This window comes from Bacteriovorax sp. BAL6_X (genome assembly GCF_000443995.1).
In the GTDB taxonomy this organism is placed as follows: domain Bacteria; phylum Bdellovibrionota; class Bacteriovoracia; order Bacteriovoracales; family Bacteriovoracaceae; genus Halobacteriovorax_A.
On sequence record NZ_AUMC01000009.1, the window covers coordinates 322230 to 335870 of the forward strand.

The following is a 13641-nucleotide window of genomic DNA, read 5'->3' on the forward strand; positions in this document are numbered from 1 at the left end:
TGAAGTAAATTATTGATATGATGATTGATGATACATATGTAAAAGAACAGGTTTATGAATTCTTCTTCAGTGAGAATACTATCTCATTAAATGGACATAATGTTTATAAATTCATCGGTGATGAAACAAGAGACTATTTACAAAGACAGATTACTGCAGATGTCGCCAAGTTAGAGAATGGTGGGACGCTCGCCTGTCGATTGGATCGAAATGGTCGGGTGTTTTCTTTTTTCTATCTTGTGAATATTGATCAGGCTTTCTATATTATCGTCGATTCAAAAATTGCAGATGAAACAGTTAATGAGTTAGAGAAGTTCATCATTATGGAAGATATCACGATTAAGCATACTCAATTAATTGCTGCACTATCGTCACGTTCTAGTGAAGGGTTTGTACCAATTAGTATTTTTGATAATGAAGGTTATATTGGATTTATAAGTGAACAGTTGCCAATAACAGATTTTCATAATCAGCTATGCGTCTTAACTGGATGGCCGCAGCTAGATGTTACAGTTGAGCGCACTAACTTAATTAATGAAACAAGATTAAATGAATTTGCTATCAGTTATAATAAAGGGTGTTTCCTAGGGCAAGAAACAGCATCTAAAATTGAAAGTCGTAGAGGAGCTGCTCGTTATCCAGTCCTATTAATCTCCAAGAATCAAATAGAAGAGGAAACTATTTTAAAGGATAAGAAGGTAAAGGTCCTTAATTCTTTTAAGACTGATGATTTTTACTTATCTGTGGTAAGAGTCCCTCGAGATTTATTGATTAATGGTTTAGAAATAGAATATGACGGAGGCACAGTTCGTATACTTACATATCCAATTATTAAAGAAGATAAATTGGAAATAAGTGAGCACTATTTTAATAAAGCCGTTAAGCGATTTCATCAGGGTGAAGTAAATGAGGCCATCATGATCTTAGATCAAGTGATTTCTTTTAACCCTCATTATGCAGATGCGTATGAGTCAAAAGGTGTCATCCTAGGAAATAATGGTGATCATCAAAAGGCCATTGATGTTATGGATGAGCTCTTAAAAGTAGATGAAAACTCTGTCATGGCGCATACGAATAAGTCTCTCTATCTTATGAAATTGGGTAAAATCGAAGAAGCTGAAGAGGAGAAGTCGCTAGCGACTGTTGCTTCATTTAAGCGCTTTGGAGATGAAGCTAAGTTCAAAAAAGAACAAGAAGAACGAGAGCGTGCTGAAAAAGAAGACCGTGCTCGTCGCTTTGATATGTTTAATAAAGTATTGGCCATTGATGAAAATGATGTTGTTGCCAATTATGGCCTAGCTGATATTCACTTTAGTAATGATAAATTTGAAAAGGCCATGGGCCATATTGAAATCGTTCTTAAAGAAAACCCTAAGTATTCAGTTGCTTACCTGCTTAAGTCGAAGATCTTATTTAAGCAAAAAAAGTATGACGATTGCCTAAGCATTATTGAAGCGGGAATGCCGATTGCCACTTCCCAAGGTGAATTAATGCCCGCAAATGAAATGCAGGCATTAAAATCTAAAATCTCAAAATTATAATTAATAATATTCGTTACGTGCCGCTAGAAGTTCATTTTTCAGTTCTTCTACGGCATTAGAATTTAAATGCTTTTCAAGTGTAAAAATATGCTCTCTATGTGAGTCCACCATGGCCTTGAATTGTAGATATACTTCATAACCTTCAGCAGAAACGATTTCTTCTTTATATGCCTTTTCCAAATCTAGTTCACAGAATTGCAACATATAATACTCTTCGATAGCACGCTCTTGAATCTTTTTAAATTCAGAATCCGTGAAATCGTGTACCTCTAGTCGAGAAAGTGAGGAGAATAGTTCAAGTGCCCAGTAAAACGTCATATAAGCGTGGTAAATACCTCTAATTGGCCTAAGAGCTCGCCTCCATGGACTGTAATATATTTTTTCTTCAAGCTCCTCTAAGAGCTCTTCTTGATTCAAGTAGCTATTTAGAACATGGTGACCATTCTCATGAAGCAGATCATCCATTAAGTCCATATCATCTCTATCGTATGTATTAATAGATGAGTATCCTGGAAGAGTTTGCATTGAGTAGCTAACAATCCCTTTTTCATTAATAGGAATGATATTTTGTGTAAATTCCTTAAGAACCACGAAAAGTTGAGGAGTATATTTTTCAAGTCGGCGATAGGCCTTTTCAATTTTTGCTGTCATCTCTTTTGAGGTATTTTCTAGCTCAGAGTAGAAGATAATTTTAAGCTCATCAATATTAGAAACAGCTGCCTTTCTCTTTTGTGATTTTTCATTAAGCTTAGCTAAAACTTTGTCTTCAAGATCATTAAAGATAATTCGTTGGCCATTTTGATAAACAGATAAATTATCATCTCCAAGTTCTGGAATATTTAAATAGATAAGATCGCTAGTGATTTCTTCTTTTATGTGAATATTGAAAAACGCAATAATATTGTCTTCTAAAACAGTAACGAGCTTTTTGGATTCAGCTAAAAGATCCTTTGATTCATTAAGCGAGTTTAAGAATATCTTTGCTAAATTACTGTCATGCCAGAAGTTAAAGATAGCATCTTCTGACTCACTCATCTCAAAGTCTTCACCAACTTCAAATTCACTATGATATGAAATGATCTCTATAAGCGCCTCAATAAGGTTGAACCAATAGAAATTGAGGTTAGAGTAAGTATCTAGCTTTTTAGAGAAGATGGCTTCTTTATAAAAGTCTTGAAATTTTTGAGAAATAAGCTTGTTCTCATCTTCATTTGTCTTTGCATCTTCACGATAAAGGACTAAACCTTCGAAGTATGATTCTTTAAATGCGTGATTGTTTTTAATGAAGTGATTAAATTTATTCATAAGATATCCATAAGTGAAAATTCATTACAGATATAACACTATAACAAGATAAGATAAATTCTTATGATGCTTATTAGTTAATATGAATGTTTGGGGGATTTAAAAGCGGATACAAAAGAATGGCTGGGATGGCGAGATTCGAACTCGCGACCAATAGATTAACAGTCTACTGCGCTACCGCTGCGCCACATCCCAGCAATCTTAAGTAGTTAATTTTATAAACTCGTTTTTTCAAATTGTAAATATTTTCTTTTATGGGAAAAATATTTAGTCTCGCCTAACTTGTTGAATTTATTGGCTGCTGGCTAAAATGACTAAATTTTTTTTTTCAAAAACCGACAAGCATACTCAGATACTGAGGTAAAATAACGACTATGATGACTCAAAGTAACTTAATTCGTAACTTATTAAGAGTGTTAACTCCAGAGGAAGCTTCTGACTTAACAACTCTAGGTGATGCTTCTGCAAAAGATGCACTTACGGATTTATTACTTGCTCAAAACCGTGGTGATAAAATTTCTTACTCACAACATGGCCTAGCTAAGGTAATCCCATTTCCAGAGCGTTTTGAAGCTTCACAAGTGTCTGAATTAGGGCCTGATGTAGTAATTACGACTGGTCCGAGAGTTGATCAATTCATTAATCAATTTGTCACAAAGGTTAAGTTTGAATCAGGTAAAGTTCACCCTGGCGCAAAACCAGTTGAAACAAGTACTTTCATTATTAATGAGAAAGAAAAATTTAAAACTGTTTATACACGTTTAAAGAGTCGTGAAGTTTTAGATTTGTATGCTAAGAATTCAGTTGTTGATCTTGAACAGGAAAGAAAAAACCGAAGAGACCTGTCAAAGAATTCTTCGACAGGTGTCCTGGTTAATAAGAAACATTACTAATCTGCTAATCCTTTAATATTTCCACTTGCACTTGGAGAATCAATCTCAAGTGTTGCAAGTTGATAAACACAGTGATCAACAGTAGCGACTGCAGCAGGGCGATAATTTCCAGAATTCTTAACACCACCAAATGGTAACTTAGAATGTGCTCCAACTGTTGCACGGTTTAAGTTTACTAAACCAGCATCAATATTATTCACAGCGTGCTTAAAGCGTGCGTGATCTTTTGTGAAGACAGAAGCAGCCAGGCCGTATTCAGTTGAGTTTGCAATATTTATTGCTTCATCAAAATCGTTATAACCGACAAATGTAACATTAGGTCCAAAAATTTCATTTGCAAGGAAGTGACTCTTTGGAATCAACTTATCAGCATAGTGGATAGAAGGAGAAACAAAGTAGCCAGGTGTTTCTCTTTCTAGTTGTTTTCCACGCATGACTTCTTGTAAGCCTTCTCTCTTGGCCATTCCCATAAATAGGAGGTACTGATCAAGGGAAGCTTGATCAATTAATGGACCCATAAAAGGTTCAACTTTGTGATCAATTGGATGATCTACAATGATTTTTTTAGCTAAATCATGGAAGCGTGAAATAAATTCGTCTTTAATTGAATCGTGAATAGCAACTAGGCCAGTTGAAGTACAACGTTGACCAGCTGTTAGGTATGAACCTGTTAATAGTTCTTCAATTGCATAATCAAGATCTGCTGTTTCATCAATGATAGAAGTGTTTTTACCACCTAACTCTAGAGAAACAAGTTTTGAAAGGTCTGTATGTGTTGTCTCTAGAATCTTCTGTCCTACTTCTTTAGAACCTGTGAAGAAGATACCTTTGACTCTCTTGTCTTTAATAATTCTTCTTGCTACTTCACCATCCCCTTGAACAAGGTTTACAACTCCAATTGGGAACTTTGCTTCAGCAAGACATTCAAACATTAACTGAGCTGAGTAACATGTCTTTTCACTTGGTTTAAAAATGATTGAGTTACCCGAGATTAGGTTTGCTGTGATTTGCCCGTTTGCTAAGTGGCAAGGAAAGTTAAAAGGCCCTATTATAAAACTTGGACCAACTGGTTTGTAATAGATATGTGCATTTGTACCAGGAGCGATACCTTCCATATTCTTCGTTTCAATTCTTGGAAGTGATGCCGCGATCGTTACATCTACTTTTGCAATTAATGCTGCTGCTTCTGTACGAGCTTCCCACAGAGGCTTTCCAACTTCAAGAGCAATTGCTGTTGCAATTTGATCTTGCTTTGTTTTAAGTACTTCTTGATATCTTCTTAAGGCATCAATCCTTTCTTCAATTGAAGTATTTCTCCATGTTTGAAAACCCTTGTGAGCAGAGTCAATTAGTTCTTCTATATGTGCGTAGTTTACATTTAAATTCCAAAGTGTTTTCGAAGTATCACTAGGACACTCGCGAGTAATAGTTCTGTCATTTCTTAAATTTACTGAATCATCAAATGCGATAAATTCATTGTTATAAAATGATCCTTTCAGTTGAAACATATCTTCTCCTTAGATCGCCATTATTATTTTAACTGCACCATCATCTAATCCAAATGATGATGGCTCATCTACAGTTAGTATATCATTGTTTAAATTACCTTTTAGACAAACAATTTCAAACTCTTTATTGTCAGTAACGACAAGATAGAATTTAGGTGAACTTGTTTTACCTTTCTTTATTTGTGCTTGTTGAATTGTTTTAACAGGCTTTATATCATCGAGTTGACATCGATAGTGAGGCCCACCGTCAAAAGGGTCAACTTCGTGAGTATATTTGAATCCAATAGACTCAAGCATTCTTTTAACAGGTTCAGTATCGGCACCTACTTTCCCAACGGCATCCCTTGCTTCTATTGGAAGTAGAGTTTCGTAGATTGTACCTGACGGGAAGAGGCTAAGAATAAACTCTTTATTCTTACGACTCAGAACATCGGCATCATGATATTCCATATTTAAAAATCGACGGCCGATAGCTTCCCAAAGTGGTGACTTCCCATCAGCATCAAACGGAGGCATGAGCTCTGAGTGAATTGTTTCTTTGAATCGATCCTTATTAAGTCCCATATAGAGAAAACGTGAGAAAGATAAAACTTTACCAAGCTTAAATGGATTACCTCGATATGTAGGATCGAGAATAAGTCCACCAATTTCGGTTGGACCATCTGTATCATAGCCAAGTTTTAGTGTGCCATGGATGAAACCAGTATTTATAGACTCCGAAAATTTATTTTCTTGTCCTACTTTTAAATAAAAGTGTGGTTCTTCTTCATCACCATGCCTAGCGTGAATCATTGAGCAGCCAATGACTCGTGATGCTTCAAGATCTTCCAGCACAAAAATGTAATGATCATTAGAAAGATTATCACTTTTTTGTTTGAAAGATCTTAGAGAGCTTTCTATTTTAGAGCTTATAAGCTCTTTGTCTGGGGGAAGGTTAATAAATGTGTAGAGACCTGAAAGGTCATACAAGTCTTCTAAGTCATCTGCTCTTACGGGTCTAATCTTAAACATCTAGTCTTCCTATTTAATTCTACTTAATTTGTTCAAGTACGGTTTTTTCGATAATTGAGATAATGTCGTCAATATGTTCATCAGTCATTGCAAGAGGCAATAGTAGACGAACTCTTGTAGGCTCTTTCCCCGCCATAAAGGCAATAATTCCATTATCGAATAGGCTCTTCACAAAACTCGATACAGTTTCAGTTGATGAATCTCCAACTTCAAATGCAATCATTGTTCCGATTCCTCCAACATAAGTAATCTTATCTTGGCATGAATTCTTCATAAGGTGTGTAAGTCTTGAAATAAACTTATCTTCTAGTTCTTTAATTCTTCCACTTTCCCCATAGAAGTTTCCTTCAGTAAGATATTTAACAAGCTTGCTACCTGTTGATAGTGCAGAAACAGAACCATTGAATGTTCCAGCAATAAGCCCTGGCTTAGGGTTTAGTTCTTCGCTAAATAGAACACCACATACTTGTAGTGCCTTTCCAACAGAAACAATGTCGACATACTTATCGAGACCCATTGTTTGGAATGCAAATAATTCTCTTGTACGTCCAAAAGTTTGAACTTCATCTACCCAGATATAGATACCCTTTTTCTTTGCCCACTTAAAGATTTCTTCATAATACTCTTTAGGACCAAAAATGAAGCCACCTTCTCCTTGAATGATTTCAAGCATAAGTGCGCAATGTTGATTCGGGTATTTTGAAGTTACTTCTTCTAGTGCTGCTAGTGTATTTTTGAGTGAATCTTCTGGATTATTTTGATCAAAGTGAGGAACGTGATCAACATCAAGAGACTTTGGCATACCTTGGCGGTAATTCGCATTATGTGTAATATCTTGAGTTGCTACTGAGCGACCTGCAAAAGCTTTTTGAAATGCGATTACACGGTAGGCAGGGTCTTTCTTTTGCCAAACAAGCTTTAGTGCCAGGTCATTTGCAAAACTTCCTGAACCTGTAAACCAAAAGTGCTTAAGGTTACTTTTTTCTACTGCTTTTAGTAGATTACTCGTTAATTCAATTGCCTGTGGATAGGGTTGTAGGTTTCCACACATTACTGTGTCACCAAGAGCTGCTTCAAGGTGTGACTTAATATATATTGGGTGCGAGTGGCCAAGTAGGTTAGGTCCAATACCACCAATTAGATCGTATTTCACTGATCCATCTATAAGTTCTGTAAAAGGGCCATGTCCACGTCCCGAAGAAACGTAGTTGAAGTAAATTCCCTTTCCTCTTTCTTGATTATATTTTTTTAAAGTTTCTTCTACTAAGTTCTTCTTTTCCTCCTGAGGACCTCGAACTTCCATGAAATTCTTTTGCTCCTTAAGAATTGAAGAGAATAGTTTATCAAACTGATCATTTATTTCGTTATTTCTTACACCGTATTCCATATCCAACCTCTTTTTATGTGGTAGAATTATCACTCACTTGCAAACGCTACAAGCCAATTAGATAATAAATTTATGTCAGATACTAACACAGGAAATCCACTAAAAGAATTAGAAGACCTTTATAAAAATAAAGATTATGAAGGCTATAAGAATCTCTTAATTAAGAATAAAGATTTATTCGTTGATGCGCAGTATTTCTATAATTTGGGCACTGCATATCTTAAATTAGAAGACATTGGTGCGGCCCGTTTAAATTTAGAGAAGTCTTATAAGCTCGGGCAACAAGACAAGCTTGTTACTAATAATATTAATTATATTAAATCGCACTATGACCTCGTGAGTCAGGATGTGAGTTTTGTTGCTAAGGCAATGGATATTCCTACTGTTTACTTTACAAGTTTTTCATTGATTCTTTTAATTATTACATTAATTTTCAATTTGAAGACAAAGTTGCATAAGGCCATTATCTTTTCATTCTTTCTGATTTCATTGACGCCGCTTATTTTTAGTAATGTCTATTTGAAAGGTAGTTACAAAAATGCCATTGTTATGAAGAATGCAGATATCTTTGAGGGCCCTTCAGCAATTTTTGAACATAATCAAATTGCCAAAGAAGGTTTAAGAGTTATCACTTCTAAGAAAAACGATAATTGGTTCTTTATCTATTGGCCTAGCGAAGCTAAGGGATGGATAAAAGCTGAAAATATTGAATTCTATTAAAGGCCATATATGACTGAAAAGTATTCAAAAGAAGATCGCATTGACATTAATTTAATAAAGTTTTTGTGGTCTATTAATCCTCTCATTAAAAGTAATAAGGTAACTATTCCGTACTTATTAAGGGATACCGTAATTCTAAGAAGCTTAGGGGAGTTTGAGCTATTTCAGTTATCAAAATACTTTCATAAAAGAACCTATGAAAAAGGTGAAGTTATTTTCAAAGAAGGTGATTTTGGTATTGGGTTCTATATAATTGTTTCAGGAAGAGTTGAGCTTTCGACGGAGAGAAATGGTAAAAAATTTCATGTAACAAATCTCGATCGCAAAGATTACATGGGAGAAATAGGACTTTTAGAAGATGGTCACAAGAGATCAGTAACAGCAACTGCTGTTGAGCCACTAGAACTTCTGGGAATTTTTAAACCAGATGTTCAATTAATGATTTCAGAAAAGCCGGCCCTTTCTTCAAAGTTTTTACAGGCCATGAGTGAACTTGTTGTAAAAAAACTTCATATTCTAGCTCGTGAAATTAGAAAGCTTAAGGTTGAAAACTCTCATTTGAAAGATGAAGTTGTTAAAATGAAAGAAGAGATTGGTAAGAATGACTAGTAATGATCGTCTTAGGGCCATTATTTTCGGTTTATTTATCGTCTCTTCGATGTTGTTATTCTTCGTTTTTCCACGAGTCGCAACACCGTTATTAATTTGTTATGTGCTAACGCTTATTCTAAATCCACTCCTCTTATTTTTTGAAAGATTTGGGATAAACCGTACGGCTTCGTCAGCACTTGTTGTTACACTTCTACTTTTTTTAACGATCTACCCTATTGTAAAGGTTACACCTTTAATGGTTAGTGAAGTAAATAACCTTGAAGTCTATATTCCAAAAGTCGAAAATTTTCTGAAGTCTGTATACGCGCAGCTGCAAGCATTTGTTGCTGATCGTACCGGCTACCACTTAAGTAGTGGTTATCTCCTACAATCAATGAATTTTATTAAAGATGAGTTTAGTGCATTTGTTCTTTTAGTTCCAAAGTATCTAGGATCTGCACTTGAATTATTCTTTATTGTACCTCTTTTCTTATTCTTTACTCTAAAAGATATGAGAAATTTCAGGGAGCGTGTAACAAGACTTCTTCCAAATAAGTACTTTGAAAAGCTTTACCATCTTTCATTTCAATTTAATCGCCAGATTGGTGACTATATCTTAGCGAAAGTTATTGAAGCCAGTATTCTAGGAATCATTATTTTTACGGGACTATTTTTTCTCGATATTAGATTTTCTCTTTTATTTGGCTTACTTGCAGCAGTGACAAATATTATTCCTTACCTGGGTCCAGTATTTGGAGCTATTCCTGCATTTATTTTCATTGCTGCAGAATATGGAATGGGAACTCACTTTGGTGGTGCGTTTATTCTCTATATGGTTGCAAACGTTATTGATATTGCAATCGTCTTCCCATTACTTGTCTCTAAGATTGTTGACTTACACCCAGTTCTTGTTGTGGTCAGCGTGATCCTTGGATCGCAACTTCTGGGCATTACTGGAATGATCATTTCAATTCCACTTGCAGCGGCCGCTAAACTTCTTATAAACCAGATGCTTAAGGACGTATACGAAGAGCGTTATTAGCTTTGACGGGCCTTGCTAGAAAGTGCTAGAATTGCCTCTATAGGGGGCAATGTGCACAAACTTATATCAATCATTTTCATTCTATTAATGACGTCATGCGCAGTTAATCGTCCGCAAGGAAGTACTGAAGCTGAAGTACTATTTAAAGAAGCTGAAAGACTAGTTAAATCTGAACGCTATATCATGGCGTTAGAAAAACTTAATAAAATTAAATCTCAATATCCATATAGTTATTACGCGACCTCTGCTGAACTTATGCAGGCGGATATTCTTTATAAGCAAGAAAACTTTGAAGAGGCCGCTGCTGCATACTTGCTATTTAAGGACTTTCACCCGAAACATCCTAAAATGGATTATGTTACTTTTAAAATTGCTGAAGCTTATTATAAGCAAAAGCCTTCGACTTTTGATCGTGATCTAACACCTGCTAAACAGGCCATAAAGTATTTTAATGAGCTTAGAAGTTTATATCCTCAATCTGAATATCTAAAAGACGCCAGAGAAAAAATTGATGAGTGCTATAAAATGATTAAAGATAAGGAATTATATATTGCAAATTTCTACTTTAAAACAAAGGATTGGCAATCGGCTTCATTTCGTTATGAACAACTTTTAGCTCAATTCAGTGATGATAGTGTAAAGAAGCTGGCAAGTGATAGGCTCGTCCACATTGGTTTGAAAAGTGCTAGACCAGAATTATGTGAATTAGTTTTTAAAAACTATCGCTACTTATACAAAGATAAAGATCTTTCTAATTTAAAGAAAGACATTAAAAAGTGTATGGAATAGGGGACTTCGAGTATGATGAAATCTTTTGAACAAGAAAAATTATCAAAGAAGGCCAAAGTTGCTTTTGAAAATCGTGAGTATAATAAAGCGATTTCTATTTATAATGAACTTTTAGAAATTGATGCTAAAGATGCTGATGCACTTTTTAATATTGCTAATATCTTTCACTTAACAGGTGAGATATCAAAAGCAATTAAAGCATTTAAAAAAGTTCTAGAGGTAAGACCAGACCATACAGATGCGGCAGTTAGTTTATCAGTTCTTTATAATGATATTGGTCAATACGAAGAAGCGAGTAAAATTTTTCAAATAGCATCTCAAAAAGTTAAAGTTAACTCAAAGAGTGATGAGCTTAATGATAATCATATAGATAGAAAATTTGCGCTCAAGCACTATGAGTTAGCTGATCTATATCTAACTTATAATCGTTACGATGAAGCTTTATTTGAATATGGAAAAGTCTTAAAACTTGATCCTTCAAACTTAGAGGCACGAGTAAAGATGGCCAAGGTTTACGCAAAGAAAGGTTTTGTTAATAAGTCTTTTGAAGAACTTTCTAGTTTAAAAAATGAAAGGCCAGATTATCTTCCAGGTAGAATTGCTCTTGGTGTTCTTAACTATGGTAAAGGTGATATCTTAAGTGCGACTAGTGAGTGGGAAAAAGTAATTTCTGTTGATCCTCTTAATAGTGAAGCGCAGATGTATTTAAATTTTGCAAAGAATGCAACTGAGACAACACTTTAAATAATTTAAAATTTGAAAATAAAAAAAGCACCATTACTGGTGCTTTTCTTTTATATAATTTCTTTTGGGAAATAGAATTAAGCTTCTGCTGAATGATCAACTGAAGTTTCTGTTGAAGATGATTGCTCTACAACAGTTGGCTCTGTGGCAACACTTACATTTGTACGAACAGAATCATCAGAGTGGAAATTCATGATCGACTTTTTAAGTGCATTATACATTTCAAATTTTACTTCAAGCTTATTGTCTTGAAGAACAATTTGACGAGCTTTGTGTGAATCATTGTTAATAATGATTGGCGCCTTTAGATTAGCCGACATTTGAGTTACATCCGTTGGAATAGTAAGGATTGTATAAACGCTTGCATTAGAAAGGTTTTCTAGTTTTAGGCTATTAAGTTCTGCCGGTAGTAGGCTAATTGAATAATCTTCTTTAAAAATTTTTGGCTCAATGATTGGGAATGCTGTTGCACCGTCATCAGTTGATTGAAGCCATAGGATTAGAGTCTGATCACCTGGATCAACAACAAAGAAGTCCTTAAGATTCTCAAAACCAAGAATACCTTCTTCGAACCTGATAATATCTTTATTGTTAACTTCTAATTCCCCAAATCGTGTTGTGCTTACTTTCACTGTCGTTCCTCCGAATTCAAGTTTAAGAACTTGATAACAGATTTTAACAGCCGTAGGGGCAAAAGAGCAAGCGGAATTTATTTCTTATTTCGCAGCGCATCCGTTAAGTCAGACAGACTCTCTGGGCCAGCTTGGGAAGCTTCGTAATTTTGTTCCTGGATAGCTTTATAGACTTCTTCGCGGTGAATTTTTGTTTCTTTTGGGGCCTTGATACCAAGTCGAACTTGTTTGCCTTTAATTTGCACAACGACAATCTTAATATGATCGTCGATCGCTATACTTTCCCCTAGCTTCCTTGTTAAAACCAGCATTTCACATCCTCAATTTTGAACCGTCCTGATTCATCAGGTAATGGTTCATATATTATTCATAACTTTAAAAATCAAGTAAAAAATCAACTAAATAAAAAAAAAGTAGCAGCAGCGTGTTAGCGTAGAAAGTCCAATAGGTTCTTGTTTAGAAGCCCTTCAGATGTTTTGTACGCAGTTTTCAAGATTTCTTGCTGACGCGTAATGTCTGAGAATAATTCAGTTACATCAGCATCGACCAGCTTGCTCTTTCTTTCCATATTGTCGATATTATTTGCATCAATCGTGTTCACATTTGTCATGACTGAACTTGCGACTGAGCCTACACGTGTTCGTAATGTAACGAGACGTGTTACCGCTGTATCAAATTTCTCTAAAAGATTTTGAATTTGATCAGGGTCATTATTTTCTAAAGAGATTGCAAGTGAATCTAGAAGTCCAAAAAGATTAGCGGATTCTTTATATTTACCAGCATCTACGCCTATTGGGCTTGATGCGATCTCTCGATTATTTTCTTCGGACATAATCTCGCGATTTTTACTTTTTTCTCGAGAATTCGCCATTTCAGGAAATTTTTCTAAGGGATGAGTCACTTGTGAATCTGTTTCAGATTCGGCCATAAATACTTCTTTACCATGCAGGTTAACCTGTACGAAGAAATCCTTTCCGACCTCTAAAGTGATATGGCCATTGTCACCTTTATACTCGCCATTTTCATTAAATGGAGTATCCAGTGTTTTAAAACCCGAGAAAATATAGCGTTGTCCAACACGCTTATTTGCAATTGAAAGGGCCAGATTTTTAAGTTGCTTAACTTCATTGGCAACATTGTTTCTAACATCTTCATTGTAGATATCTGAAGATTGCGCGATAGCAATCTCTTTGGCCTTTCCCATAATATCTGTTAGGTTTTCAAGAGCTTTTTCTGTGATATTTAATTGAAGAAGTGCGAAGTCTGCATTTCTTTTAAATTGGGAATTATCTTTTGTTACACTAGATATCTGAAGTGCTTCAATATTTGCTGCAGGATTATCTGAAGGTTTACGCATACTCTTAAGAGTTGTTCCCTTCATTTGCAGGTCTTCCATTTTAGACTTGTGCTTATTAAGCGTATGTCTAATCGAAAGAGTCGTTGAATTTTCTGACACTCTAGTCATTTTTCAATAATCC

General features: G+C 35.2%; 14 protein-coding genes and 1 tRNA gene. 7 read left to right on the forward strand and 8 right to left on the reverse strand.

The genetic code is table 11. The features are described from left to right. The first annotated feature begins 17 nt into the window (after positions 1–17). Complete coding sequence (locus M902_RS10290; RefSeq protein WP_021267581.1) at positions 18–1541, forward strand: CDC27 family protein; 1524 nt, start codon at positions 18–20, stop codon at positions 1539–1541. Here the strand turns inward: M902_RS10290 and M902_RS10295 are convergent, their stop codons facing one another. Together M902_RS10295 and M902_RS10300 are read right to left on the reverse strand one after the other, a co-directional pair. Continuing rightward, the gene (locus tag M902_RS10295) at positions 1542–2846 is read right to left on the reverse strand and encodes an HEXXH motif-containing putative peptide modification protein (RefSeq protein WP_021267675.1); all 1305 of its coding nucleotides are present in this window, start codon (positions 2844–2846) and stop codon (positions 1542–1544) included. Between the two features lie 120 nt (positions 2847–2966). Continuing rightward, a tRNA-Asn gene (locus M902_RS10300) sits at positions 2967–3041 on the reverse strand. A 179-nt stretch (positions 3042–3220) separates the two neighbouring features. On the opposite strand from M902_RS10300, the gene M902_RS10305 reads away from it, so the two are divergent. Next, positions 3221–3739, forward strand: a complete 519-nt coding sequence (locus tag M902_RS10305) for a hypothetical protein (RefSeq protein ID WP_021267486.1) — start codon at positions 3221–3223, stop codon at positions 3737–3739. On the opposite strand, the gene M902_RS10310 is transcribed toward M902_RS10305, so the two are convergent. Genes M902_RS10310 through M902_RS10320 form a run of 3 tightly spaced genes read right to left on the reverse strand, consistent with a single transcriptional unit; the run spans position 3736 to position 7645 of the window. After that, a complete protein-coding gene (locus tag M902_RS10310) occupies positions 3736–5247 on the reverse strand; it encodes an aldehyde dehydrogenase family protein (protein WP_021267414.1) in 1512 nt (503 codons plus the stop codon). The two genes, M902_RS10305 and M902_RS10310, sit on opposite strands and share 4 nt — an antisense overlap. 9 nt (positions 5248–5256) lie before the next feature. Beyond that, the gene (locus tag M902_RS10315; protein WP_021267703.1) at positions 5257–6258 is read right to left on the reverse strand and encodes an arginine N-succinyltransferase; all 1002 of its coding nucleotides are present in this window, start codon (positions 6256–6258) and stop codon (positions 5257–5259) included. Between the two features lie 19 nt (positions 6259–6277). Beyond that, positions 6278–7645, reverse strand: a complete 1368-nt coding sequence (locus M902_RS10320) for an aminotransferase class III-fold pyridoxal phosphate-dependent enzyme (RefSeq protein WP_021267507.1) — start codon at positions 7643–7645, stop codon at positions 6278–6280. A gap of 72 nt (positions 7646–7717) precedes the next feature. On the opposite strand from M902_RS10320, the gene M902_RS10325 reads away from it, so the two are divergent. The 5 genes from M902_RS10325 to M902_RS10345 are packed head-to-tail and all read left to right on the forward strand — an operon-like array spanning position 7718 to position 11531. Further along, complete coding sequence (locus M902_RS10325; protein WP_021267629.1) at positions 7718–8365, forward strand: tetratricopeptide repeat protein; 648 nt, start codon at positions 7718–7720, stop codon at positions 8363–8365. Positions 8366–8374: 9 nt separating this feature from the next. Then, positions 8375–8974, forward strand: coding sequence for a cyclic nucleotide-binding domain-containing protein (locus tag M902_RS16030; protein WP_021267683.1), 600 nt, complete (start codon positions 8375–8377; stop codon positions 8972–8974). Continuing rightward, the gene (locus M902_RS10335) at positions 8967–9998 is read left to right on the forward strand and encodes an AI-2E family transporter (protein WP_021267671.1); all 1032 of its coding nucleotides are present in this window, start codon (positions 8967–8969) and stop codon (positions 9996–9998) included. The genes M902_RS16030 and M902_RS10335 overlap by 8 nt, the downstream gene beginning before the upstream one ends. 51 nt (positions 9999–10049) lie before the next feature. Next, positions 10050–10787: an outer membrane protein assembly factor BamD gene (locus M902_RS10340; protein WP_052607430.1), complete on the forward strand. Its 738-nt coding sequence runs from the start codon at positions 10050–10052 to the stop codon at positions 10785–10787. Positions 10788–10799: 12 nt separating this feature from the next. Then, positions 10800–11531: a lipopolysaccharide assembly protein LapB gene (locus tag M902_RS10345; protein ID WP_021267654.1), complete on the forward strand. Its 732-nt coding sequence runs from the start codon at positions 10800–10802 to the stop codon at positions 11529–11531. A 77-nt stretch (positions 11532–11608) separates the two neighbouring features. On the opposite strand, the gene fliW is transcribed toward M902_RS10345, so the two are convergent. From fliW to flgL, 3 genes are all read right to left on the reverse strand, one after another. Then, positions 11609–12163 (reverse strand): flagellar assembly protein FliW, encoded by a 555-nt coding sequence (gene fliW, locus M902_RS10350; protein WP_021267423.1) that lies wholly within the window; start codon positions 12161–12163, stop codon positions 11609–11611. A gap of 77 nt (positions 12164–12240) precedes the next feature. Then, positions 12241–12474 (reverse strand): carbon storage regulator CsrA, encoded by a 234-nt coding sequence (gene csrA, locus M902_RS10355; RefSeq protein ID WP_021267493.1) that lies wholly within the window; start codon positions 12472–12474, stop codon positions 12241–12243. A 116-nt stretch (positions 12475–12590) separates the two neighbouring features. Next, positions 12591–13628: a flagellar hook-associated protein FlgL gene (gene flgL, locus M902_RS10360; protein WP_021267746.1), complete on the reverse strand. Its 1038-nt coding sequence runs from the start codon at positions 13626–13628 to the stop codon at positions 12591–12593. Positions 13629–13641: the final 13 nt, after the last annotated feature.